This window comes from Acinetobacter sp. YH12040 (assembly GCF_013420005.1).
Lineage (GTDB): Bacteria > Pseudomonadota > Gammaproteobacteria > Pseudomonadales > Moraxellaceae > Acinetobacter > Acinetobacter amyesii.
Genome location: NZ_VOZB01000006.1, coordinates 218,932 through 245,246 on the forward strand (window position 1 = coordinate 218,932; position 26,315 = coordinate 245,246).

General features: G+C 40.3%; 24 protein-coding genes. 15 read left to right on the top strand and 9 right to left on the bottom strand.

Annotated elements, in window-relative coordinates:
* Positions 1 to 64: 64 nt before the first annotated feature.
* The 7 genes from purH to FTT99_RS09240 form a co-directional block, all read right to left on the bottom strand.
* On the bottom strand, positions 65 to 1,639 hold the full coding sequence (purH, locus tag FTT99_RS09210) for a bifunctional phosphoribosylaminoimidazolecarboxamide formyltransferase/IMP cyclohydrolase (RefSeq protein WP_180041125.1): 1,575 nt from the start codon (positions 1,637 to 1,639) through the stop codon (positions 65 to 67).
* A 95-nt stretch (positions 1,640 to 1,734) separates the two neighbouring features.
* Positions 1,735 to 2,004: a DNA-binding transcriptional regulator Fis gene (gene fis, locus FTT99_RS09215; RefSeq protein ID WP_001086304.1), complete on the bottom strand. Its 270-nt coding sequence runs from the start codon at positions 2,002 to 2,004 to the stop codon at positions 1,735 to 1,737.
* A gap of 392 nt (positions 2,005 to 2,396) precedes the next feature.
* The gene (locus FTT99_RS09220) at positions 2,397 to 3,281 is read right to left on the bottom strand and encodes a DUF3426 domain-containing protein (protein ID WP_180048907.1); all 885 of its coding nucleotides are present in this window, start codon (positions 3,279 to 3,281) and stop codon (positions 2,397 to 2,399) included.
* A gap of 18 nt (positions 3,282 to 3,299) precedes the next feature.
* Entirely contained in the window at positions 3,300 to 4,202 is a 903-nt protein-coding gene (prmA, locus tag FTT99_RS09225) for a 50S ribosomal protein L11 methyltransferase (protein ID WP_078188734.1), read from the bottom strand.
* Between the two features lie 126 nt (positions 4,203 to 4,328).
* A complete protein-coding gene (locus tag FTT99_RS09230; protein ID WP_180130153.1) occupies positions 4,329 to 5,216 on the bottom strand; it encodes a bile acid:sodium symporter family protein in 888 nt (295 codons plus the stop codon).
* 75 nt (positions 5,217 to 5,291) lie between these two features.
* Complete coding sequence (locus FTT99_RS09235; RefSeq protein ID WP_180161408.1) at positions 5,292 to 6,170, bottom strand: bile acid:sodium symporter family protein; 879 nt, start codon at positions 6,168 to 6,170, stop codon at positions 5,292 to 5,294.
* A 147-nt stretch (positions 6,171 to 6,317) separates the two neighbouring features.
* Positions 6,318 to 6,668, bottom strand: coding sequence for a hypothetical protein (locus FTT99_RS09240; protein ID WP_078188731.1), 351 nt, complete (start codon positions 6,666 to 6,668; stop codon positions 6,318 to 6,320).
* Positions 6,669 to 6,921: 253 nt separating this feature from the next.
* On the opposite strand from FTT99_RS09240, the gene mnmG reads away from it, so the two are divergent.
* From mnmG to FTT99_RS09255, 3 genes are all read left to right on the top strand, one after another.
* Positions 6,922 to 8,802: a tRNA uridine-5-carboxymethylaminomethyl(34) synthesis enzyme MnmG gene (gene mnmG, locus FTT99_RS09245; RefSeq protein ID WP_180003879.1), complete on the top strand. Its 1,881-nt coding sequence runs from the start codon at positions 6,922 to 6,924 to the stop codon at positions 8,800 to 8,802.
* 343 nt (positions 8,803 to 9,145) lie between these two features.
* Positions 9,146 to 10,351 carry a 3-(3-hydroxy-phenyl)propionate transporter MhpT gene (gene mhpT, locus FTT99_RS09250; protein ID WP_180130159.1) on the top strand — a complete coding sequence of 402 codons (1,206 nt, stop codon included), beginning with the start codon at positions 9,146 to 9,148 and terminating at the stop codon, positions 10,349 to 10,351.
* Between the two features lie 114 nt (positions 10,352 to 10,465).
* Complete coding sequence (locus FTT99_RS09255; protein WP_078193710.1) at positions 10,466 to 10,792, top strand: hypothetical protein; 327 nt, start codon at positions 10,466 to 10,468, stop codon at positions 10,790 to 10,792.
* Positions 10,793 to 10,867: 75 nt separating this feature from the next.
* On the opposite strand, the gene glnG is transcribed toward FTT99_RS09255, so the two are convergent.
* Positions 10,868 to 12,343, bottom strand: coding sequence for a nitrogen regulation protein NR(I) (gene glnG / locus FTT99_RS09260; protein ID WP_168377613.1), 1,476 nt, complete (start codon positions 12,341 to 12,343; stop codon positions 10,868 to 10,870).
* Positions 12,333 to 13,439 (bottom strand): nitrogen regulation protein NR(II), encoded by a 1,107-nt coding sequence (gene glnL / locus FTT99_RS09265; RefSeq protein WP_078188727.1) that lies wholly within the window; start codon positions 13,437 to 13,439, stop codon positions 12,333 to 12,335. Before glnL ends, glnG begins: the two co-directional genes overlap by 11 nt.
* A gap of 352 nt (positions 13,440 to 13,791) precedes the next feature.
* Here glnL and rimO point away from each other — a divergent pair, with 352 nt between their 5' ends.
* The 12 genes from rimO (at position 13,792) to lpxA (ending at position 26,126) form a co-directional block, all read left to right on the top strand.
* Positions 13,792 to 15,135, top strand: a complete 1,344-nt coding sequence (gene rimO, locus FTT99_RS09270; protein WP_111883759.1) for a 30S ribosomal protein S12 methylthiotransferase RimO — start codon at positions 13,792 to 13,794, stop codon at positions 15,133 to 15,135.
* Between the two features lie 45 nt (positions 15,136 to 15,180).
* Positions 15,181 to 15,909, top strand: coding sequence for a UMP kinase (gene pyrH / locus FTT99_RS09275; RefSeq protein WP_078193535.1), 729 nt, complete (start codon positions 15,181 to 15,183; stop codon positions 15,907 to 15,909).
* A gap of 79 nt (positions 15,910 to 15,988) precedes the next feature.
* A complete protein-coding gene (gene frr, locus FTT99_RS09280) occupies positions 15,989 to 16,543 on the top strand; it encodes a ribosome recycling factor (protein WP_078188724.1) in 555 nt (184 codons plus the stop codon).
* Between the two features lie 6 nt (positions 16,544 to 16,549).
* The gene (gene uppS, locus FTT99_RS09285; RefSeq protein WP_111883757.1) at positions 16,550 to 17,305 is read left to right on the top strand and encodes a polyprenyl diphosphate synthase; all 756 of its coding nucleotides are present in this window, start codon (positions 16,550 to 16,552) and stop codon (positions 17,303 to 17,305) included.
* Positions 17,306 to 18,130: a CDP-archaeol synthase gene (locus FTT99_RS09290; RefSeq protein WP_078188722.1), complete on the top strand. Its 825-nt coding sequence runs from the start codon at positions 17,306 to 17,308 to the stop codon at positions 18,128 to 18,130.
* Entirely contained in the window at positions 18,131 to 19,327 is a 1,197-nt protein-coding gene (gene ispC, locus FTT99_RS09295) for a 1-deoxy-D-xylulose-5-phosphate reductoisomerase (RefSeq protein WP_180114011.1), read from the top strand.
* Positions 19,328 to 19,330: 3 nt separating this feature from the next.
* Entirely contained in the window at positions 19,331 to 20,686 is a 1,356-nt protein-coding gene (rseP, locus tag FTT99_RS09300; RefSeq protein WP_180084302.1) for an RIP metalloprotease RseP, read from the top strand.
* An 85-nt stretch (positions 20,687 to 20,771) separates the two neighbouring features.
* Entirely contained in the window at positions 20,772 to 23,234 is a 2,463-nt protein-coding gene (gene bamA / locus FTT99_RS09305; protein WP_373684801.1) for an outer membrane protein assembly factor BamA, read from the top strand.
* 41 nt (positions 23,235 to 23,275) lie between these two features.
* A complete protein-coding gene (locus tag FTT99_RS09310) occupies positions 23,276 to 23,776 on the top strand; it encodes an OmpH family outer membrane protein (RefSeq protein WP_180084303.1) in 501 nt (166 codons plus the stop codon).
* 3 nt (positions 23,777 to 23,779) lie between these two features.
* Positions 23,780 to 24,850 (top strand): UDP-3-O-(3-hydroxymyristoyl)glucosamine N-acyltransferase, encoded by a 1,071-nt coding sequence (lpxD, locus tag FTT99_RS09315; protein WP_180084304.1) that lies wholly within the window; start codon positions 23,780 to 23,782, stop codon positions 24,848 to 24,850.
* Between the two features lie 5 nt (positions 24,851 to 24,855).
* Complete coding sequence (gene fabZ / locus FTT99_RS09320) at positions 24,856 to 25,341, top strand: 3-hydroxyacyl-ACP dehydratase FabZ (protein WP_171263789.1); 486 nt, start codon at positions 24,856 to 24,858, stop codon at positions 25,339 to 25,341.
* The gene (gene lpxA, locus FTT99_RS09325; RefSeq protein WP_180023806.1) at positions 25,338 to 26,126 is read left to right on the top strand and encodes an acyl-ACP--UDP-N-acetylglucosamine O-acyltransferase; all 789 of its coding nucleotides are present in this window, start codon (positions 25,338 to 25,340) and stop codon (positions 26,124 to 26,126) included. Before fabZ ends, lpxA begins: the two co-directional genes overlap by 4 nt.
* Positions 26,127 to 26,315 lie beyond the last annotated feature (189 nt).

The window sequence follows — 26,315 nt, forward strand, 5'->3', positions numbered from 1 at the left end:
AAGATTAGAAATCTAATGTATTAAGCAAAAGACTGTGCTTAATTGTCATGATCAAGTCGCCAACTTAGTGACGGAAGTGACGCATGCCAGTGAAGACCATTGCAATACCCGCTTCATCAGCAGCAGCAATCGTTTCTTCATCACGCATAGAACCACCCGGTTGGATAATGCATTTGATACCCGCTTTCGCAGCGTTATCAATACCATCACGGAATGGGAAGAATGCATCAGATGCCATAACAGCGCCTTCAACCACTAAACCAGCATGTTCAGCTTTGATTGCAGCAATACGAGCAGAGTTCACGCGGCTCATTTGACCTGCGCCGACACCAATCGTTTGACGGCCTTTCGCATAAACAATCGCGTTAGATTTAACGTATTTCGCAACTTTCCAAGCGAAGATCAAGTCATCAATTTCTGCTTCAGTTGGTGCACGCTTAGTCACAACTTTAAGGTCATCTTTAGTGATCATACCTAAGTCTTGGTCTTGAACCAATAGACCGCCATTTACACGTTTGTAGTCAAGCTGTGCTTTACGCTCAGTGATCGCAGGAAGCTCGCCGCATACAAGTACACGTACGTTTTTCTTCGCGCCAGTCACTTCAAGCACGCCTTCAGCAACGCTAGGAGCAATGATTACTTCAACGAATTGACGGTCAACAATGGCTTGAGCAGTTGCAACGTCTAATTCACGGTTGAATGCAATGATACCGCCGAATGCAGATTCAGGGTCAGTTGCGTACGCAAGGTCATAAGCAGCTTGGATGCCGTCTAGAGAAACTGCAACGCCACATGGGTTTGCGTGTTTAACGATGACACAAGCAGGTTTAGCGAATGATTTCACACATTCAAGTGCTGCGTCAGTGTCTGCGATGTTGTTATAAGATAATTCTTTACCTTGAAGTTGTTTCGCAGTAGAAACAGATGCTTCAGTTGCTGTGTCTTCTACATAGAAAGCAGCAGATTGATGCGGGTTTTCACCGTAACGTAAGTCTTGAACTTTGTTCAATTGAGTATTGAAAGTACGCGCAAATTTATCTGCTTGACCTTCTTCCTTACCTACGCGAGCGCCTAGGTAAGATGCAATCATGCCGTCATACTGTGCAGTATGTTCAAATGCTTTAACCGCAAGGTCAAAACGAGTTGCATGTGATAATGCGCCTTCAGCTTTTAACTCTTCAACAACAGTTCCATAGTCAGATGCATTTACTACGATACCTACAGATGCATGGTTTTTCGCAGCAGCACGAACCATAGTCGGACCACCGATGTCGATATTTTCAATCGCATCAGCAAGTGAGCAGTTCGGTTTAGCCACAGTCGCAGCAAACGGATAAAGGTTAACAACAACTAAATCGATTGCATCGATGTTGTGTTCAGCCATCACAGCTTCGTCTAGACCGCGACGAGCTAAGATACCACCATGAATTTTCGGATGTAGCGTTTTTACACGGCCGTCCATCATCTCTGGGAAACCTGTGTGCTCTGAAACTTCAACTACGGCAACATTATTGTCTTTCAACAATTTGTATGTTCCGCCAGTAGATAAAATTTCTACCCCTAGAGCAGCAAGTTCTTGTGCAAATTCAACAATTCCAGTCTTGTCAGACACAGAGATTAAAGCGCGTTTAATAGTCATGATCTTCGTCACAGTTTTCAAGGAACAGATTAAAACAAAATTAGCAAAATGCAGGTTAAAAAAAATGCCTGCGGAAGCCGCAAGCATTTTATCATTTATTCACTCATTAAACCGTGAGCTTTCAACTTTTTACGTAAAGTACCACGGTTTAAGCCGAGAATCTCAGCAGCACGGGTTTGATTACCACGTGTATATTCAAGAACTACAGATAGAAGAGGCTTCTCCATTTCCGCCAGCACCATATCGTATACCTGAGATGGTTGCTCGCCTTGCAATTGTGCAAAGTAATGGCGAACTGCGCGATCTACGTGAATACGAAGAGCGACATCAGATTGTGCAGTAAAAATAGGAGATTTGCTATTCATGCGAATTAATCCGAAAAATCAAATATCACTTGGGTAAAGTGATTTGTTAAAAGTGGTCTATAAACTTGAATGAACTCCGTTTTAGTTCCTAATGCGGAGTTCTAAAACTTGTACATTACTTGTAGCTTGACACAACTCGCAAAATTGTTCGAAAAATAAGCGTAACAATAGATTAATAATTGTTACAGCCTAAAAAACAAACAAAAAATCTACTCAATACGCAATAAATATTAAAGCGCACGGTTGGGATTGTATTTGTTGTGAAAAATTAGCGAGGAGTTTGCAGCACAAAGCTTTCGTGGCGCGTATCATACCATTGTCTAGGAAAAAGTGAGCAAGAAAACTGCATTTTTTTTATGTTTTTTTTACTTTTTTAATAGTTTTTTCCAATATTAGGGGCGAATCAACTCAATTGAATAATTATCGAAGCTTTTGCGTGCAATTGGTAGACTAAATTGGAATTTAAAAGGACTACTTTTTGGGATCCGTTGGATGCCATGCAGACTTTTGTCCAAATACTCTTCAGGTAAAAGTGTATAGTTTGCTATTTCAGTACCATTTTCTTTTAGTGAAATTTTCATATTGGGTAAGGCAAGGCTACGGTCATGAAAATTGATCATTTCACCTGTAAAACGTGTTTCATTATTTCCAATGCTACGAATTTTGACTTTTTTGGTACTAATTAAACTGTAATGTTCCTCTAGACGTGAACAATTGAATACATCACAGACCGCAGTAAATGCAGCACCCATCACTGGACTATTTTTTAAATATTGAGGATTGAACCAGAAAAACTGGAATATAAGTGCACCAAATAAGAAGGCATTAATACAGAACCACATAAAATAGTTCAGTGGGGTACGTTTTTTATCCTTTTCAGCTTGTTCTGCCCAATTTACTGCAGGAAGGTTGCCGATAGGCTCGGTACTGAAATAATTTAAGTTATTTAAATAAGTTTTTAGATCGATATTAGAGTTTTCGACTTTTTGATCAAATAGTTTTAATAAATGGTGGGTTGGTGTTTCTTCAACAGTCACTGGCGTAAGCGTATTATTAAATTCGCTGACATTAATAATAGTATTGGTATTTTTTTGCGGCGCATTTTCTGGCTCAGGGGTAGAAAAAGACAACGCTTTATCTACCACCAAATGAGACAGTGCATTAAAAGATGTAGAGCACTTTGGGCAACAAACCATGCCCTGAGCGACAGTAAGCTGCGGAACAGTTACTTTATATGTTGTAAAACAAGTAGGGCAGTTAGTTAATTTGTCGCTCATAAGTACACATTTTAAATTTTAATACTGTTGGCGTTTACCCGAAATTCGGCACCATGTTTCGTCACGTTTTTCTACGTCTAATATATCAAAAAATTCAGAATAAACACTAGAAACATCAGAAACTTGCTCTTCAATTACACCTGCAAGTGCGAACTCGCCCTCAGATTTAATTAAAGTTGAGAATTCTGCAGCCAAGGCCATTAGAGGGCCTGCAAGAATATTAGCAACAAACACATCGGCTTTTTGTCCAGCGAGTTCTTGGTTGAACTCTTCAGGTAGGCCTACATACAAATTTTCCAGTACACCATTTAATTCGGCATTTTGTTGTGTTGCTAAAACGGCTTGTGGGTCAATATCAGTGGCATAAACTTTTTTTGCACCCAAAAGTAAAGCGGCAACACCTAAAATACCAGAACCACAACCGTAGTCGATTACGATTTTATCCTTAAGATCAACTTTACCTAACCATTGTAGGCATAAGAATGTTGATGCATGGTTACCAGTACCAAAAGCAAGACCTGGGTCTAGTTTGATGTTTACGGCGTCTGCTTCTGGTGCTTCCATCCATTCTGGTACGATCCAGTATTTTTCACCAATTTGAATAGGCTCATAAGCATCCATCCATGTGCGTTCCCATTCTTGGTCTTCAATGAATTCGCTACGCATTGGTGCTTCAGGAAGTTGAGCTTTAATAAATGTTTCTAATGCAGCAACATCAATTTCTTCATCATCTTCTTGTGCATAGATACCAGTAACGATCACTTTATTCCAAAGTGGTGTTTCACCTGGAAGTGGTTCAAGTAAATCCTGATTCTCTGCATCATCTAGCGTGACACTGACTGCACCTAAAGAACTGAGCAGCGTTTCAGTGTAATCAACTTGTGCTTTTTCAACAGTAATATGAATTTGTAACCACTTCACGGACATAACCTAAATGAGTTTTATAAAAAGCTATTGTAACGGAACTCGGCAACTTGCAGCTAGCGATTATCAAAATTGACCAAAAATAAAAGGATGCACGTGGCATCCTTTTAAGTTTTCAGTGACTTAACTTTTAATTGTTTCAGTTGTAGTTGTCGAGATCGGTGCAAAACGTGTAATTACGAAACCAAATACAGCGGCAAAGATGTACATAAAGATTGAATATACTGCCGCGGGCATTGCAACTGCAGAGCTTGCCATCACTGTTAAGGCGATGGTCATGGCCAACGTGCTGTTATGAATCCCGATTTCAAATGCACAAGCACGTGCCTGAGCACTATTGATGCCGAATAGTCTCGGAACAAAATAACCGATACATAAGCTGAAGATGCAGAATAGAACCGTTGCTAAGCCAACTTGAGTTAGATAAGCCGCAATATTATGTCGTTCAGAGTAAATAGCACCAATAATAATTAAGATGAGAAAGACCACAGCAAAGATACGGAGTGGTTTATGCAGTTTCTCAGTCAGTTTAGGTGCATAGTGACGAAGCAGCATGCCTATACAGACAGGGATGAAAATGATGCCGAAAACTTGGAGGATTTTTCCAAACTGCAGACTGATTTGTTGCCCTTCTTGCATGAAGTGCATAATCGAAAAATTCACGATCAATGGAAGGGTTAATGCTGCAATGACAGAGTTGATGGCGGTCAGGGTTATATTTAAAGCCAAGTCACCTTTAAATAGATAGCTAAATAAGTTAGCTGTGCTACCACCGGGTGAGGCTGCGAGTAGCATCAGTCCGACAGCAAGCAGTGGTGGTAATGCGAGCAGTTTACATAATAGAAAGGCGATACCAACAAGCAACACGAGTTGGCAAAATAAAGCGATCAACACGGCTTTAGGATGTTTGGTGACACGTGCGAAATCTTTGGGGGTAAGTTCTAGCCCAAGCCCGATCATAATAAAGGCCAGTGCTAATGGCAAAAGAACCGTAATAATTCCAGAATCCATCTTATTTATTCTCCTTGAGCATATTTAATGGTTTTTCACCAAAGTCCTTATGGTGATTGCGTTAGAAAAAATAGTTTAGGGTTTCACTTGTTGAATCAGGTGGCTGCCACGGTGCGTCAAAATAAAACCAAATAAGGTCGCCAATAAATACATAAAAATAGAATAAACACCGGCAGGTATCGCCACGGTGGTGTTTTCAAGCACACTCAGTGCGATAGTTAACGCGATACTGGTGTTATGAATGCCAATCTCAAAGGTACACGCACGTGCCTGCTTTTCCGGTACACCTGCGAGGAACGGAATTAGGTAACCCAAAAATAAGCCACTGAAACAGAGTAAACAGGTTGCAATGCCGACGCTGGCAAAATACGTAATAATGTTGGATTGTTCACGCAAAACTGCGAGTGTAAAGATAAGAATTAATAAGAAAATAGATAACATTCGCATCGGCTTGTTGATGTGATATGCAATGGTCGGAAAGGAGTTGCGAATAAACATACCGAAACATACCGGTATCAAAATAATCAGAAATACATGGGTGATCTTATCAATAGGCATGCCAATACTGGTACTTTCACCAACAAAATGCAAAATGGATAGGTTGACAATAAACGGCAGTGTAAAGCACGAAACAACTGAGTTAATAGCCGTTAAGCTAATGTTTAATGCAACGTCACCTTTATATAGGTAGCTGAATAGGTTTGCTGTGGGGCCACCGGGTGAAGCCGCAAGCAACATGAGCCCCACCGCAAGTAATGGGGGTAACTCAAGCAACTTACACAGGAAAAACGCAATACTGGTCAGTAGAATAAGCTGAGTAAATAAAGCGATGAAAATAACTTTTGGATAGCGTCCAACGCGTAAAAAGTCTTTGACTGAAAGTTCAAGTCCCAAACCCATCATCATAATGGCTAAAGCAATGGGTAGAAAAAATGCAAATAATCCCGAATCCATGGAATTTCCTGATATTTTTATCCTTATAGTGTTTTTGAGTTTATCTCAGTTTGATAAATAAGCAATAAATAAAAGCGAGTAAAAACTGATGTTTTACCCGCTTTATTTTTGATCTGTTAATTGGTCGATATTTTTATCGACAACTGTTTATTTAGGACGAGGAGGAGTGAACCCTAAAGCACATTTTCCTTTAATTTCTTGTCCATTAATCGTTGCAGTAGTGGCTTTTGCATCTGCACTACATGTGCTTAATAATTCGGCTTCTTCGCCATGAAGATTTGCATTTTTGGAAGAACTAAAAAATTGTGGTTCGCAAGTACCATTCCAGATAATACCGCGATAGGCAAATGAAACTTGAGCGCCTTGGCTTTTACCTTTACAGACTTGTTGATATCGCTGTGCATCATACACTTTCTCAACTTTATCATTGGCTGAGGCAGCAAGTGGTGATAAACATAAACCGCATAAAACCGTGGATAGCAAAATATTCTTATTCATGCTTATAGTCCTTATGATTCTCATGGGATCTATAACAGAATAAAAAATCATCAGAATAAAACAACAATCTTCGAGTAACATTTGCTTGAGAAATGTATATTTTTATATGGAATATGCAAAGTATGTATGTTCATAAAGAAATATATAGGCATAAAACAGTAGTCAATAACAATAAAATCGAGTTAATCAGTCAACTTATCGGTGAATTTTTGCTATAATCTTCCGTCATCCTTTTTTAATCTCCTTTACCACTATGCATTATCCTAAAGTTTACGATGTCATTGTTATCGGCGGCGGTCACGCGGGTACTGAGGCAGCTCTTGCTGCGGCACGTATGGGTCGACAGACTTTACTCTTAACTCATAATATTGAGACTTTAGGGCAGATGAGCTGTAACCCAGCCATTGGTGGTATTGGTAAATCACATTTAGTACGTGAAATTGATGCGCTTGGCGGTGCAATGGCATTGGCTGCTGACAAAGGTGGTATTCAATTCCGTATTTTAAACTCACGTAAAGGCGCGGCTGTTCGTGCGACTCGCGCACAGGCTGACCGTATTCGTTATAAAGCTGCGATTCGTGAAACCTTAGAAAATCAAGCGAACTTGGATATTTTCCAACAAGCAGCTGACGATTTAATCGTTGAGGGCGATACTGTAAAAGGTGTGGTTACTCAGATGGGTATTCGCTTTGATGCGAAAACTGTTGTATTAACTACAGGTACATTCTTGGGTGGAGTGATCCACGTAGGTCTAAATAATGCTTCAGGCGGTCGTGCGGGCGATCCTCCTTCAATTTCATTGGCTGCGCGCCTTCGTGAATTGAACTTACCTGTAGGTCGTTTAAAAACAGGTACACCGCCACGTATCGATGCGCGATCAGTTGATTTCTCTGTGATGACGCCACAGCCGGGTGATTTCCCATCTCCGACTATGTCATTCATGGGTGATGCGTCGATGCATCCTGAGCAAATCAATTGCTATATCACACATACCAACGAGAAAACTCACGATATCATTCGTGGCGGCTTAGACCGTTCACCAATGTATACTGGTGTGATTGAGGGTGTGGGTCCACGTTACTGCCCATCGATTGAAGATAAAATTCATAAATTTGCCGATAAAGATTCGCATCAAGTGTTCTTGGAACCTGAAGGTTTGGACACACATGAGCTTTATCCAAATGGTATTTCGACTTCTTTACCATTCGACGTTCAGTTTGAATTGGTTCGCTCGATTCGTGGTATGGAAAATGCGCACATATTGCGTCCGGGTTATGCAATTGAGTACGATTATTTCAACCCACAATCATTGAAATTCTCTTTAGAAACCAAATCGATTAATAACCTGTATTTTGCAGGTCAAATTAACGGTACAACAGGTTATGAAGAAGCGGGAGCGCAAGGTTTGCTTGCAGGCTTAAACGCAGCACGTCGTGCATGGGATCAAGAGCAATGGACACCAAAACGTGATGAAGCGTACATGGGCGTGTTGGTTGATGACTTGATTACTCTCGGTACTAAAGAACCGTACCGTATGTTCACGTCACGTGCGGAATACCGTTTGATGCTTCGTGAAGACAATGCGGATCAGCGTTTAACTGCCATTGGTCGTGAAATGGGGCTGGTAGATGATGCGCGTTGGGATTCGTTCTGCCAAAAAATGGAAGCTGTAGAAACGGAGAAAGGTCGTTTACAACACCTTTGGGCAGCGCCAAACAATCCACTAGGCAAAAAATTCGTTGAAATGACTGGTGATGACCTGTCTAAAGAAACCAATGCAATTGATTTGTTAAAACGTCCAAATATCAACTTTGCGCAAATTGCTGAATTGACTGGTTCAGAAGTTTCAGCATTTGTTGGAGAGCAAATTGAAATTGCTGTGAAATATGCAGGTTATATTAACCGTCAGCAAGAAGACGTTGCGCAAATGAAGCGTTTGGAAGATACACGTATTCCTGCTGATTTTGATTATGATGTCGTTTCTGGTCTTTCACGTGAAATCACTATGAAGCTGAAAAATGTATTGCCTGAAACATTGGCTCAAGCAAGCCGTATTCCGGGTGTTACACCTGCGGCTGTTCAATTGGTGATGATTACGATTCGTAAGAATAACCAAGCGAAAAAATCTGCATAAGATTTTGAGTTAAATAAAAAACCCGCTCAGTTGCGGGTTTTTTATTGTCAATAAACTATTGGTTGTTGGTATTTGATCGGATTAAATGAATATTTTGATCATCATTAGTTTTAGCTATGGTTTGATTATTAAAATCTTTCATAAACCTAAGTGATTGATAATTAATTATAAATACAAAAAATAAGATCTAAAAACTATTGATATACAAAGTTTTAGGTCTTAATGGTGGGCTTTTGGTCGTGTGAATTCCGACCTTTGTAGTGGTATTTATTCTACCCAATAAAGCCGAAACTTCAGGGCATGGCGTACAAGTGGGTTTACGCTACATGAATGGAGTTCGATTATGGCAAATCAACAATCGGGAAAAATGCAAAAATTTCTAACAGTATTTTTGTGTTTCTGGGTGGCATTTTTTGAAGGTTTTGACCTACAAGCGCCCGGTATCGCAGCAAAAGGAATCGCAGCGACATTTTCCTTAGATCAGGTGCAAATGGGCTATGTGTTTAGCTTAGGTGTGTTTGGTATGTTATTTGGCGCGTTCTTTGGGGGGCGTGTCGCTGACTATTTGGGACAGAAGAAAGTCCTGATGCTGTCGATTTTTATCTTCGGTGTATTTATGTCTATCACGGCAGTTGCACCAAGCATTGAAATTTTATATATCGCACGATTTTTTACAGGTTTAGGTTTGGGTGCTGCGATGCCAACGATGATCTCGGTGGTGGGTGATGAGGCGACGGATGCTAACCGTGGGCGCTTAAATAGTTTGATGTACTGTGGCTTACCCGTAGGTGCAATCTTTGTTGCTGGCTTGGGTATTGTCTTTAAAGATATCTCATGGCATACACTATTTTTAATTGGTGGTTTAACGCCTTTAATCTTGATTCCATTCATGGCGATTATCTTAAAAGATAAGCGTACAGAAAAAGTTCAGACAGAAACCAAAGAAGCCGTTCCAGCGATGGGACAAATCCTTTTTGCTGAACAGCGTTATAAATATTCATTGCCGCTTTGGTTAAGCTTCTTCTTTACCTTAATGGTGAACTATATTCTGATCAGTTGGTTGCCTAACTTGCTTATGGAACAAGGGTTGGAAAAGCAACAAGCTTTCATGATCATGTTGATGTTCCAAGTGGGCGCAGTGATTGGTACGCTGGGTTTGGGCTACTTGCTTGATCGCCTAAAATTATGGCAAATGGCAGTGATTATCTATTCAGGTTTGTTTGTAGCATTATTTGTGTTGTTTACAACAAATTCCATTCCTGTACTTATCGCAGCAGGCATCATGGGCGGAATTTTCTCTACAGGTGGTCAATCGATTTTGTATGGGATCTCTCCAATTTTCTATACACCAGCTGGGAAAGTAACAGGTGTGGGAAGTGCAATTTCATGGGGACGTTTAGGTGCAATGACAGGTCCATTACTTACAGGCAAGATTTTGGCGCTAGGTCTAGGAACGACAGGTATTTTAATTGCAAGTGCGCCGGGTATTGCTTTGTCGGCTATCGCGGTGGCTGCATTATCTGCCTATAAGTCATCCCTTAAGAAATAATCGAAATCAGTCATATTTAAAGGAGCTACGGCTCCTTTTTTATTGAATAAATACCTTTAGCTGAAACTAAGTTTTGTTAGAATGAATCTAATATTCATGAATAAATTTACTTCTATGTCTTATCAATTGATCGAACTTGATATTTCTCCTTCAGATAACATTCAGTGTCCACATTGTCAGCAGCAAGTGATTGATTGGTCAGAAGAGCAGTATGTGCAGCCATGTGAGCATGTGCTGTTTATTGCAATGGATATTGGTTTTGAGTTTATTACAGATGAATTTGAGCAAACCATGCAGCATACAGTCGATGACTTGCATGCCAATGATGATCAGTATCATATGTTTACTGAAATTACCGCCTCAAGTTTCCCTGAGTTTCTGATTTATAAGTCTGATTTAGGTGTGGAAGGTTATTCACGCTATGTCGGCTTTACGGCATAAAGTATTGCTAAAAAAATCAAACTCTAAACAAAAAAAGCCAGTCAAGTGACTGGCTTTTTAATGTTAATCAGAAAATTAACTTTCTAATTCTTCTTCGACATCATCTTCGGCACTGTCCATACCAAGTTCTTTGAGTTTACGAGTTAAAGTGTTGCGCCCCCAACCTAAAAGTTCTGCTGCATGGCGCTTACGCCCACGTGTTTGCTGTAGTGCAGCATTGATGAGAGTGCGTTCAAACATTGGTGTGGCAATGTCGAGAATTTTCATCTCACCGTTTTTCAGTTTTTGTACTGCCCATTGACCAAGTAGCTCATCCCAATGATGCACACCGATGCGATCAATCCCTTGAGCAGCAGGGTTACCATCTGTGCCTTGAATTGGAATCTGTTTTAATTCAGAAGGTAAATCTTCTGGATAAACTTCACGGCCTGTGATCATGACTGTTAGCCAGCGACAGGTATTTTCGAGCTGACGCACATTACCTTGCCACGGCAGTTTTTGCATGTATTCTTGCGTTTCAGGACGCAGAATCTTCGGACTTACCCCAAGTTCTTTACCTGCACTTGCTAGGAAGTGTTGTGCAAGCATCGGAATATCTTCACTACGATGTGCAAGTTTTGGAATATGAATACGAATCACGTTTAGACGGTGGTACAAGTCTTCACGGAAGCGACCTTCATGTACTAACTTTTCTAAGTCTTGGTGCGTTGCCGCAACGATACGGACATCCACCTTGACTGGGATGTGACCACCAACGCGGTAGAATTCGCCATCCGCTAAAACACGCAGTAAACGTGTTTGGGTTTCAAATGGCATGTCGCCAATTTCATCAAGGAAAAGAGTCCCGCCATTGGCTTGTTCGAAACGCCCTTGACGCTGTGTGTTGGCACCGGTGAAAGCGCCTTTTTCATGACCAAATAATTCAGTTTCGATCAAATCTTTTGGAATTGCTGCCATATTGAGCGCAATAAAAGGCTTGTTGCCACGTGGTGAATGCTTATGCAGCGCATGCGCAACCAATTCTTTCCCTGTGCCTGATTCACCATTAATTAATACAGTAATGTGTGATTGAGAAAGACGGCCAATGGCACGGAAGACTTCCTGCATAGCAGGTGATTCACCAATAATCTCTGTAGATTGAATCGGTTGAACGGTTTTAGCAGATTCTTGTTGTTGTAATTTGGCAATATGTAAAATTGCACGGTTTACAAGTGCTAAGGCTTCATCAATATCAAAAGGTTTTGGTAGATATTCAAAAGCACCCGTTTGATAGCTCGACACAGCAGATTCTAAATCTGAATGCGCGGTCATGATAATTACAGGTAAGTCAGGGTAGTTGCCTTTGACTTTACCTAAAAAGGTCAGTCCATCAATACCCGGCATACGGATGTCTGTCAAAATAACATCTGGCGCATCGACACTTAACTGATCTAAAGCGGATTGTGCTTCTTCAAAACTGGTAACATCAAAACCTTCTTCTTTGAATGTTTTTTCCAGCACCCAACGCATGGCGCGATCATCATCGATGACCCAAATCTTATTACGCGACATGATCTGACTCCCAAGGTAAATATAGGCTAAATACTGTTTTTCCAGGAACTGATTGGCATTCAATCATTCCGTTATGTTGATGCATAATATTTTGTGCAATGCTTAGACCGAGACCTGTGCCTTTCGCTCGTCCTGTCACTAATGGGTAAAATACGGATTCTAATATTTCTTGTGGGACACCTGGTCCATTGTCCTCGATATCAATGCGTACCGCAGAGCGTTTTAATACACCGTTGATGGTGACTAAACGTTGAATACGTGTGCGCAAAGTGAGTTCTGGTTGGTGCTCAACAAAGAACTCTTTGTTTTCCGTCATTGCCTGAACGGCATTAACACTGATATTCAGCATGACCTGAATTAATTGATCACGATCTGCCAGAACATCCGGTAAAGAAAGGTCGTAATCACGAGTGATCTTAATTTTCTTTTTGGTTTGGTTGACGATCAGTGAACGAACACGTTCAAGGGGTTCATGGACATTGACTGGTTCGTAACTTGGTAATTGTCTTGAACCAAGCATAGTGTCAGCAAGATTACGTAATCGGTCTACTTCACTAATAATAATGTCGGTGAATTCGCTGTACTTCGGATCATTTAAACTACGCGCTAAAAGTTGTGTCGCCCCACGGATACCACCAAGTGGATTTTTAATTTCATGAGCAACACCACGAATCAGTTGTCGTGCAACTTGATGTTGTTGAATCAGGTTTTCTTCTTTAGAGATTTTCAACATCCGGTCGATTTGATTCAGCTCAATCAATAGCAAAGGATGGTAGGGTTTGCCAGAGTTGAGCTGTGACACGGTGTAATCGACATGAATGTCTTTAAAGTTGACATTAATTGTTGCTTCTCGGCGCGTATAGTGCTGACCAGAAGTTAGGGTATTCATTAATGCATCATGCGTATTGAATTCATCATCGGGCATATGGAGTAAATTTAATACAGGCTGACCTGATGCACGAAGTAAGCTGATGTCAAAAAGCGCTTCACAAGATGAATTTAAATAAAAAATATTCAGGTTGCTATCGACCAATAAAATGGCGGTGGTTAAATTATCCACTAAAAGCCGGTAATCAATCGTCATAGTCTGATCCATTAGCGAGAGGTTCCTGTATTAAAATGGCGCAATGGCATCTTCATAAAGCAAATCGTTCAATCTAATAAGGTTCGAATTGATGCAAGTTATGCAAGATATAAGCCAACTATTTTAGAAATACGCTAAGTTTTGATGCTTATTTGAATAAATGCGCTTATTTAAGACTTTAAATAAAGTGTATAGCTGATTAAAAACAGGCTGTAAATCTAAAATGCATTAAAATGGTGCAAATGAAATTATATGGATGAATTTATAGCATTATTTTGGTGCGTGATATAAAGAGTGGCCTTTTCACCTGTTTTTATGTTTTGAAAAGACATACAATACGCGGATTATAGTGGAGCGCAGATTCATGAAATCCCCCAAAGTCGGTTTTGTTTCTTTAGGTTGTCCTAAGGCATTGGTAGATTCCGAACGAATTTTAACTCAGTTAAAGACTGAAGGTTATGATGTAGCATCAGATTATGATGGTGCCGATTTAGTAGTTGTAAATACCTGTGGTTTTATTGAATCTGCAGTACAAGAGTCGCTAGATGCCATTGGCGAAGCGATGAGTTCAAACGGTCGCGTAATTGTGACTGGTTGTTTAGGTAAAGACGAAGACAAAATTCGCCAAATGCACCCAAATGTCTTAAAAGTGACAGGTGCTGCGGCATATCAAGAAGTGATGGAAGCTGTGCACGAATACGTGCCTGAGCCACCGAAACACAATCCGTTTATTGATCTAGTACCTGAACAAGGTATTCGATTAACACCAAAACATTATGCTTATTTGAAGATTTCAGAAGGTTGTAACCATCGTTGCACATTCTGCATTATTCCGAGCATGCGTGGTGATTTGGTTTCTCGTCCAGTAGGTTCAGTATTGACTGAAGCTCAAGCGCTGAAAAAAGCAGGCGTAAAAGAAGTCCTTGTGATTTCTCAAGATACATCGGCTTATGGCGTAGACACCAAATACAAATTGGACTTCTGGAACGGTCAGCCCGTTAAAACCAAATTCTATGACATGTGTGAAGCATTGGGTCAATTGGGTATCTGGGTGCGTCTGCACTATGTATATCCATATCCACATGTAGATGCTGTGATTGACTTAATGGCGCAAGGCAAAATTTTGCCGTATTTGGATATTCCATTCCAACATGCAAGTCCTAAGATTTTAAAACTCATGAAACGTCCTGCGCACAGTGAAAATACACTAGAGCGTTTAAAAGTTTGGCGTGAGAAATGTCCTGATCTTGTGATTCGTTCTACATTTGTTGTGGGCTTCCCGGGTGAAACTGAAGAAGACTTCCAAATGTTGCTTGATTGGTTAAAAGAAGCGCAGCTTGATCGTGTGGGTTGTTTTACTTACTCACCAGTTGAAGGCGCGACTGCAAATGATTTGCCAGATCATGTGCCTGAAGAAATCAAACAAGAGCGTTATGAACGTTTCATGCAAGTTCAGCAAGAAATCTCTGCTGCGAAATTGCAAAGTCGTATCGGTCAGAAAATGACAGTACTGGTGGATGATCTTGAAGAAGAGTTCCCAGTTGCTGTTGCGCGTTCTTATGCAGATGCACCTGAAATTGATGGTAATGTTTTTGTTGAAGATATCGATAAGTCAGTGATTAAAGCAGGTGATTTACTTGAAGTAGAAATCACAGATGCAGATGAATATGACTTATTTGCAAAACTGATCTCGGTTAAGTCTGCTTAAACGATTCATTAAAAATAATTGAAATTAAATAATTCGGAGTTGATGATGCTTGATTCTAAAAAACCACGTTTTGGTCGCATCCTGCTTAAGCTTTCAGGTGAAGCTTTAGCGGGCAATAAAGAGATGGGTATCGATGCACAAGTGCTCGATCAAATGTCACTCGCAATTGCGCACCTTGTTGGTTTGGGTGTTCAAGTGGGTATCGTTGTCGGTGGTGGTAACCTTTACCGTGGTAGCCAATTACAAAAAGATGGTTTGGTTGGCCGTGTAACAGGTGACCAAATGGGTATGTTGGCCACTGTGATGAACGGTTTGGCACTGCGTGATGCTTTGGTACGTCGTAATATCAAAACTCGTCTAATGTCAGCTTTGCCAATTGGTGCTGTAGTTGAATCATATTCTAGCCGTGATGCTATTCGTCATTTAACACGTGGCGAAGTGTGTGTATTTGTCGCAGGTACGGGTAACCCATTCTTTACGACAGATACAGCAGCATGCTTACGCGGTATCGAGATTGAAGCCAATCTTATTCTTAAAGCGACGAAAGTTGATGGCGTATACAACAAAGATCCAAGTAAATATGAAGATGCAGTGAAATACGATGCATTAACATTTGACCAAGTTTTAGATGAAAAACTGGGTGTGATGGATTTAACAGCGATCTGCTTGTGCCGTGACCACAACGTCCCACTTCAAGTATTTGATATGAACAAATCAGGTTCATTACTTTCAGTGGTAATGGGTGAAAAAGAGGGTACTCACGTTACTAACTAATGTACGTGGGCCCTAAAGCTCTTTATACTACAAGCTATTTTAGAATTTACATCTTTTCGAATTAAGTTAGGAAGATCACATGATTAACGATCTTAAAAAAGACGCAGAAGACCGTATGAATAAATCTCTAGATTCTCTAGAGCATGGTTTTGCCAAAGTTCGTACAGGCCGCGCGCACCCATCAATTTTAAATGGTGTTATGGTTCCTTACTATGGCTCTGATGTGCCATTAAACCAAGTGGCGAACGTGGGTGTAGAAGACTCTCGTACTTTACTTGTTCAGCCTTTTGAACGTTCAATGGTTGCTGCAATTGATAAAGCAATCCGTGAATCTGACTTGGGCTTAAACCCGATTACTGCTGATGCGATCCGTGTTCCTATGGCTGCATTAACAGAAGAAACACGTAAAGACATGCAGAAAGTTGCACGTAACGAAGCTGAAAATGCAAAAGTTGCGATCCGTAACATCCGTCGTGATGTTTTGGGTGATATCAAAGCATTGTTGAAAGAAAAAGAAATTTCTGAAGATGATGAGCGTCGTGCGGGTGATGACATTCAAAAAATCACAGACAAATTCGTTGCTGAAGTTGAAAAACGTCTGGCTGCAAAAGAAGCTGAATTGATGAAGGTCTAAGTTTTAATGACCTCATCTGAAGAAACTTCCCGTCTTCCAAAACATGTTGCCATCATTATGGATGGCAACAATCGTTTTGCCAAAAAGAATCAAATGCAAAAAGGTGAAGGGCATCGTTCTGGAAAGGACATCCTAGATCCCATCGTTGAACATTGTCGTAAAAGAAATATCCAAGCACTGACCGTTTTTGCTTTTTCGAGTGAAAATTGGAATCGTCCTCAGTTTGAGGTTGATTTGTTGATGGCTCTTCTCGAAGAAACCATTCATGAGCAGTTGCCGCGTATGGAAAAATTTAACATTTCCCTACGTTTTATTGGTGATCGTTCTCGTTTATCTCCTAACTTACGTGACTTAATGTTGCAAGCCGAACAAAGGACTGCTAATTTCGACAGCATGACTTTAACTATTGCAATTAGTTACGGTGGTATGTGGGATATGGCACAGGCTGCAAAACAAATCGCAGCAGATGTTTTAACTAACAAAATAAATCTTGAAGCAGTGGATGCTGAAGTCTTCGGTCAATATGTCAGTTTAAGTGATCTACCTCCAGTAGATTTGTTAATTCGTACAGGTGGTGATTTCCGTCTTTCGAACTTCTTGCTTTGGCAAGCTGCTTATGCAGAACTTTATTTTACCCAGACATTATGGCCTGAATTTACCATTGAAGAATTTGATGATGCACTAGCAGTATTTGGTGGTCGTGAACGTCGTTTTGGTAAGACCTCAGAGCAGATTCAACAAGAGCAGTTTGAGAATAAATAAATGTTAGAGCGGATAATAACCGCATTGGTACTGGTTTCAGTTGTACTGAGTTGCATGTTTGCAACCGAGTCTAAATACCCAATGCTTGTGCTGATGATTATTGCATCAGCTGTCGCGGGTTATGAGTGGTTTAAACTCATGCCGCGTAATACACAAAATGTGATTAAGCCTTTCGCATGGGGCTATGGTCTAGTCACTGCTATTCTTTCAGCACTAGCATTGCATTTTACAGATGTTGCATTACTGCTTTGGGCGGCTTCGATCTTTACTTGGATCTTAAGTGTTTATTGGGTGAAGTCTTATCCTGAATACGACAACTGGTATAACCCGAGTCTCAGTGGCATTGGCTTAGTCTTAGTTCCTGCTGCAGTAACTGCTATTTTTTCTGTTTGGATGAACTCACCGTGGTGGCTCATGTATCTGTTCCTGTTGGTATGGGGTGCAGACAGTGGTGCGTACTTCGTGGGACGCAAATTCGGTAAGAAAAAACTTGCACCAGATGTGAGTCCGAATAAATCGATCGAGGGTTTATACGGCGGTCTATTCACTGCAATGTTAATTGTCATTGTCGTTGAAATTATTTATCTAGATTTAAGCATCGCTGAACATATTTTATTTTTAATACTTTCAGTAATAACAGTATTTAGTTCAGTACTTGGTGATTTATTTGAATCGATGATCAAGCGTCGTGCAGGGATCAAAGATTCTGGTCGTATTCTTCCGGGACATGGTGGTGTGCTGGACCGTATCGACTCGTTGCTTGCTGCAGCACCTATCTTTGCAGCAGGTATGTATGTTTTAAAATTAATTGGCGTAGATTTATAGATGTCACAATCTGTTTGTATATTGGGTGTAACAGGATCCATTGGTCAAAGTACTTTAAAGATTCTGCAACAGCACCCCGAAGAGTATTCAGTTTTTGCAGTCACTGCACATAGCCGAATTGTAGAACTTGTCGAAATATGCAAACAATATCGACCGAAAATCGCAGTTGTTCCATTCAATAAAGTGGATGAACTGCGCCAATTACTCGTAGCTGAAAAATTAACTGATATTGAACTCCTGCATGATGAAGAAGGATTAATCGCAGTAGCAGAACATCCACAGGTTGATGTGGTCATGGCAGCTATTGTGGGTGCGGCAGGGTTGCTACCTACATTGGCTGCTGCGAAAGCGGGTAAACGTGTCTTACTTGCAAATAAAGAAGCGCTGGTGATGTCGGGTGACATCATGATTCAGACCGCACGTGAAAATAATGCTTTGTTACTGCCAGTCGATTCTGAACACAATGCAATCTTCCAATGCTTACCTGAAACTTATCTACAAGGTGAGCGTCATGGTCAGCCAAAGCTAGGTGTAAAACAAATCTTACTCACCGCGTCTGGTGGTCCATTTTTACATCATAGTTTGGAACAATTACAAAGTGTGACGCCGGCCCAAGCCTGTAAGCATCCAAATTGGTCGATGGGGCAAAAAATTTCTGTTGATTCTGCAACACTAATGAATAAAGGCTTGGAATTGATCGAAGCCTGTCATCTTTTTGCAGTTGAAGAACAATTTGTAACAGTTGTTGTCCATCCACAGAGTATCATTCATTCAATGGTTCAATATGTAGATGGTTCGACTTTGGCACAAATGGGTAATCCTGATATGTGTACGCCTATTGCTCATGCATTAGCATGGCCGAAGCGTATTCAAACACATGTTCCTCCATTAGATTTATTTGTTCATTCACAGTTAAACTTTGAACAGCCTGATATACAGCGATTCCCAGCGCTAAAATTAGCACGCCAAGCCATGAAGGCAGGTGGCTTAGCTCCAACGATTTTAAATGCAGCCAATGAAATCGCCGTGGCAGCATTTTTGCATGAGAAAATTGGCTTTACTCAAATCCCTCAAATTGTGGAACATGTGTTGGGGCAAGTTGAAAACTCAGCTGCAAATAATATTGATGTTATTTTGCATGCAGATAAATCGGCACGTATGGTTGCTGAAAAAGCAGTATTGAATTCAGGAAGTTAAGACATGAATGCCTTGTTTATGATTATTGCAGCAATATTGCTACTTGGACCGTTGATAGCGATTCATGAATTTGGGCACTATTTTGTTGCACGTAAACTGGGCGTAAAGGTTTTGGTTTATTCGATTGGTTTTGGCCCAACACTGCTCAAGTGGACGTCAAAGAAGTCGGGTATTCAATATCAACTGTCTGCATTACCACTGGGTGGTTATGTCAAAATGTTGGATGAACGAGAAGGTGATGTCGCAGCAGAAGACTTACCAAAAGCATTTAACCGACAACACCCTTGGAAGCGTATTGCAATTGTTGCGGCAGGGCCACTCATTAACTTGGCTTTTGCAGTAGTGTTGTTTTGGATTTTATTTTTACCAGCTCAGGAACAGCTGAATACGCGCGTAGGTAAAATTTTACCAAATACGCCTGCAGCAGCTGCGCAAATGCAGACTGGTGATAAAATTACTGCCGTAGATGGTACTCAAGTATCTACTTGGGAGCGCTTGAATTATGCCTTGGTTGATCGTGTGGGTGAGACCGGCAATATTCAAATTCAAGCTGAACGTGCAGGGCAAATTCAAAACTTCAGTTTACCGATACAGAGTTTCTTACGCGATCAAACTCAGTCACCACTCGATGTTCTTGGTTTTACGCCATATCGTCCTGAAATTCCTGCAGTGGTTTCAAAACTCAGTGAAGATGGTGCAGCGATTCGCCAAGGGATGCAAGTGGGTGATCGAATTGTTTCGATCGATGGCGTAAAAATGAAAGACTGGTTTGATGTTGTACAAGTTGTACAAGCTTCTCCAGAAAAGTTACTTAAAATTGATGTTTTACGACAAAATAAAATTGTGCATTTAAACGTGATGCCGCAAGGTAAGCGTGACCAAATGGGTAAAGTCACAGGGCTTTTAGGTGTACAAAGTGATCCGGGTAAAGTCAATATTCCAGCCGAATACAAACAAACCATTCAATACACGCCTGTAGAGGCGATGGGCAAAGCCGTAGAAAAAACAGGTCAGATCTCTAGTATGATCCTGAATTCTATTGTAAAAATGGTGCGTGGTTTGGTTGGTTTAGATAATTTATCTGGTCCGATTACTATTGCGAAAGTGGCTGGACAAAGTGCTGAGATGGGGTGGCAAACCTTCATTTCATTTATGGCACTGATGAGTGTAAGTTTGGGTATTTTAAATTTACTACCGATTCCTATGCTCGATGGCGGTCATTTAATTTACTATTTTATTGAATTAATTCGTGGTAAACCTGTTTCTGAACAAATACAATTGGTTGGATTAAAAATTGGTATGGTATTGCTGGGTAGCATGATGCTACTGGCTCTATTCAATGACATTATGCGTTTATAAGAACGTTATACGAAATAAATTAACAGCGGAAAAGACTGGCATGCAGCACAAACATTTATTTATGCCATTGGCACTGGTTAGTGCTATGGCCGTAGCACAACAAGTATATGCAGCAGATGATTTTGTAGTACAAGATATTCGTGTTGATGGCTTAGTGCGTTTAACTCCTGACAATGTAGCCGGAATGATCCCATTCTCCGCTGGTGATCGTGTCAATGATCAAATCATTTCAAACTCAATTCGTAGCATGTTTGCGTCGGGTTTGTTTGATGATGTGAAGTCTTCACAAGTCGGTAATACCCTTGTATATACAGTGGTCGAACGCCCAGTAATTTCTAAAGTTGAGCTAAAAGGCAATAAACTTATTCCTAAAGAAGCCTTGGAAGAAGGCTTAAAGAAAATGGGTCTGTCCGAAGGTGAAGTTTTAAAGAAATCATCTTTGCAAACGGTTGAAACTGAATTAGAACAACAGTACATGCAGCAAGGTCGCTACGATGCTGATGTCAAAGTGATTACAACCGCTCAACCGAATAACCGTGTCAATGTCTTAATTGAGTTTGAAGAAGGCCAATCTGCCAAAGTATTTGATATCAATATCATTGGTAATACAGTCTTTAAAGAAAGCGAAATTAAACAAATTTTTGCATTAAAAGAAAGTGGTTGGAACTCGATCATTTCTCGTAATGACCGCTATGCACGTGAAAAAATGGCTGCGAGTTTAGAAGCGTTACGTGCGATGTATCTCAACAAAGGTTACATCAACTTCAACATTACCAATTCAAGTCTAAATTTGAGTGAAGATAAAAAACACGTCTTTATCGAAGTTTCGGTGGATGAAGGTGAACAATTTAAGTTTGGTGAAACCCATTTCTTAGGTGATACGCTTTATACGCAAACTGATTTAAACGCTTTAAAACTCTATAAAGATGGCGATTTATATTCACAAGAAAAAGTGAATGGTGTGAAACAGCTTTTACTTCGTAAATATGGTAATGCAGGTTACTACTTTGCAGAAGTGAACATTGTTCCTGAAATCAATAAAGACACAAAATTGGTTGATTTAAATTACTATGTGAATCCGGGTCAGCAAGTCACTGTTCGCCGTATTAATTTCACAGGTAACTCGAAAACAGCTGATGAAGTTCTACGTCGTGAAATGCGTCAAATGGAAGGCGCATTAGCAAGTAACGAAAAAATTGATTTGTCTAAAGTGCGTTTAGAACGTACTGGTTTCTTTAAAACCGTTGATGTTAAGCCTGCACGTATTCCGGGTACCCCAGATCAAATTGATTTAAATATAAATGTTGAAGAGCAGCATTCGGGGACAAGTACTTTAGCTGTTGGTTTCTCACAAAGTGGCGGTGTAACTTTCCAAGCAGGTTTGAGTCAAACCAACTTCTTGGGTACAGGTAATGCAGTTTCTATCGATTTGTCTCGTTCAGAGACTCAAGATTATTACAACCTCAGTGTAACTGACCCATACTTCACTATTGATGGTGTACGCCGTGGTTATAACTTGTACTACCGTAAAACCAAGTTAGATAACGACTATAACGTTAACAACTACGTCACTGATAGTTTTGGTGGTGGTATCAACTTTGGTTATCCGATCGATGAAAACCAAAGTATCAGTATGGGTTTGAATATTGATCAAACTGATGTAACTACAGGCCCATATGTATCTACGTATGTCCGTGACTACTTACTTGCTAACGGTGGTAAAGCTACAGGGAAAGGTTCTTACTGCCCAAAAGATGCTAATGGTGAGTCTCAAAATACTGTACCTGTTTATAATGATAAAAACGAAATAATTGGTTATAAATGTGCTGTTGAAGAAATTACTTATGATAATGAATTTAAAGGTGATTTCTTAACTTATAACCTTAACTTAGGTTGGTCGTACAACACCTTGAATCGCCCGGTATTCCCTACATCGGGTATGTCACACCGCGTCAATGCCGAAATTGCATTACCGGGCAGTGATGTTGAATATCAAAAAATTACTTACGACGCACAAGCTTATTTCCCACTAGGTAAAGACTTTGTGTTACGTGGTTACGGTAAGTTAGGCTATGGTAATGATTTACCATTCTATAAAAACTTCTATGCAGGTGGTTTTGGTTCGGTACGTGGCTATGACAATAGTACTCTAGGGCCGAAATATCCTGGTGTGTATTATGATGCGCAAAATCAGGTTGACTACGATCCAGAAGAAGTTGGTGGTAATGCTTTAATTCAATTTGGTACTGAATTGGCTTTACCTGTGCCATTTAAAGGCGATTGGGCGCGTCAAGTTCGTCCAGTATTGTTTGCTGAAGGCGCACAAGTATTTGACACCCAATGTGACGTTCCTAAATCTAGTGAAGACCGTCAATACTGTAAAGATAACTACGGCTTTGATATGAATAACATGCGTTATAGCGTTGGTGCAGGCTTTACTTGGATCACGATGATTGGCCCAATTTCACTGAGTTATGCATTCCCGCTGAATGACAAAGCTGGCGATGAAACAAAAGAAATTCAATTCGAGATTGGTCGTACGTTCTAAGTACGACCCTTCGAGGAATAACAAAATTACAGGTTGATAAGATGAATAAATTATTTGCTGGTTTGGCAGTATTGGGTATGTCATGTTCTGCAGTGGTACATGCAGCAGGTTACGGTGTGGTTGATTTAGAAAAGGTGGTTGATCAAAGCACTTATCTAAAACAACAAAATGCTCAAATTCAACAGCAGTTGAAACCACAAACCACTAAAATTGAATCACTGGCTAAAGAGCTGGAAGCAATGCAACAGAAAGCTCAGCAAGGTGGTGATAAGTTGACTGCTGCGCAAAAGCAGCAAATGGGTCAACAGTATCAAACTAAACTCAAAGAGCTGACTGATTTACAGCAAAAACTTCAAGCTTCGGTTCAAGGTAATATCCAGTCCTTAAATCGCACGATGGATACTCGAATCAAGCAAGTTGCAGAACAATTGCGCACAGAAAATAAGTTAGATGTTGTTTTGAATAAAAATTCAGCACTTGCGTATGACCCTAAGTTTGATTTAACTGATAAAATGATTCAAAAGGTTAATGCAATTAAATAATCAATGAATTCTCAAAAATTCAGTTTAGAAAAGCTTGCTCAACTTGTTCAAGGTCAATGTATTGGTCAGCTAGACTTGCAATTCAGTGGAATGGCAAGTTTGGAGAGTGCTCAACCGCATCAGCTTGCATTTTTAAACGCAGATAAATATCTGAATGAAGCTCAACAGTCTCAGGCTGGTGCGCTGATTGTGACTGCAGACATGCAGTCACAAATCCCTTCACAGCAAAACTTCATTGTTGTACCCAATCCGTATCTGGCTTTCGCTATTCTAACGCATGTTTTTGAAAAAAAATCTGTAGAAATAGGAATTGAAAGTACTGCTCAAATTCATCCTTCAGCAATCATTTCTGATACTGCTTATATTGGGCATTATGTGGTGATTGGTGCGAATAGTGTGGTGGGTGAAGGAACGCGCATTGAATCACAAGTGAAGATTGATCATGGTGTTGAAATTGGTAAAGATTGTTTTATCGATTCGCATGTGACGATTACTGGGGAAGCCAAGTTAGGTGATCGTGTACGTATCCATGCAAATACGGTGGTCGGTGGTGAAGGATTTGGTTTTGCACCTTATCAAGGGAAATGGCATCGTATTGCTCAATTAGGTTCTGTACGTATCGGGAATGATGTGCGTATTGGTTCAAATTGTAGTATCGACCGTGGTGCTTTAGATGACACAATTTTGGAAGATGGTGTCATTATTGATAACCTTGTGCAAATCGCGCATAACGTCAAAGTTGGTGCAAATACAGCAATGGCTGCGAAATGTGGCATTGCAGGTAGTACAACTATTGGCAAAAATTGTGTGCTAGCAGGGGCTGTTGGTATCGTAGGTCACATTAATATTGCAGATAATGTGACAATTACTGGTATGTCAATGGTCACAAAAAGTATTTCCGTTGCTGGTAGTTATTCTTCAGGTACGCCAATGCTTGAAAGTGGTTCTTGGAAAAAGGCAGCAATCCGCTTTAAACAATTAGCAGATGTGCCATTGACCCAATTGGTCAAACGACTTGATCATATGCAGTCTCAAATTGAGTCCCTTGAATCAACATTTAAATTGCGTAAATAATTATGATGACAGAGTCGAATACCCCAGCTTTCACAAAACCTGAATTACCAATGACTATTCAGACTATTCGTGAATATTTGCCACATCGTTATCCGTTTTTATTGGTTGATCGTGTTGTTGAAGTGACTGACAACGGGATTGTAGGCTATAAAAATGTAACGATTAATGAAGAATTTTTACAAGGCCATTTCCCTGAATACCCAATTATGCCGGGTGTGCTGATTGTTGAAGCATTGGCGCAAGTATCGGGTATTTTAGGTTTCATTATGAATAATGAGAAACCTTCAGCGGGTTCGCTGTTCTTATTTGCTGGTGCAGAGAAGGTTCGATTTAAAAAACAAGTCGTTGCAGGCGATCAACTTGTATTAAAATCGGAATTAGTGATGCAAAAGCGTGGCATTTACAAATATAATTGTGTTGCCACTGTAGATGGCGTAGTCGCAGCAACCGCGGAAATTATGGTTTCGCATCAGAAAACAGAGACAGCATGAGCAATAACGAATTAATTCATCCTACCGCCATTATTGACTCATCAGCAGTAATTGCTCCGGATGTGCAAATTGGACCATATTGTATTATTGGTCCTAAAGTCACAATTGGAGCGGGCACTAAACTGCATTCACATGTTGTGGTGGGTGGTTATACCCGTATTGGTCAACATAACGAAATTTTTCAATTTGCCAGTGTTGGTGAAGTTTGCCAAGACTTGAAATATGCTGGTGAAGAAACGTGGTTAGAAATCGGTGATTATAACTCGATTCGTGAACACTGTAGTTTACATCGTGGTACTGTTCAAGATCAGGGTCTAACTAAAGTTGGTAGTCACAATTTATTGATGGTGAATACACATATTGCACATGACTGTGTAGTAGGTGATCATAATATTTTTGCTAATAACGTCGGCGTTGCAGGTCATGTCCACATTGGTGATTACGTCATCGTAGGTGGTAACTCTGGTATTCATCAATTCTGTAAAATTGATTCATACAGTATGATTGGTGGTGCATCGCTTATTTTGAAAGATGTACCTGCTTATGTCATGGTATCTGGTAATCCAGCCCATGCTTTTGCAATGAACATTGAAGGAATGCGTCGTAAAGGTTGGTCTAAAAATGTGATTCAAGGTTTACGTGAATCTTTTAAATTGATCTATAAAGATGGTTTAACGACGAATGAAGCGATTGAGCGTATTCGCATTGAAATTTTGCCTGAAGTGGCAGAAGCGCAATTGTTGATTGACTCACTTGAGCAGTCTAAGCGCGGTATTGTGCGCTAAATGCTGCGAATAAAAAAAGACACCTTATAAGGTGTCTTTTTTTGCATTAAAAAATAGTTCTATGAGACTGTAAATTAAATTGTGTAATTGCCTGAATTTGCTATGTTCATATTCACAACGGAGTCAGGCAACATGATGAACGAACAAAAACTAAAAGACCTTGCAGCAGAATTTGCTAAAGGAATCAAA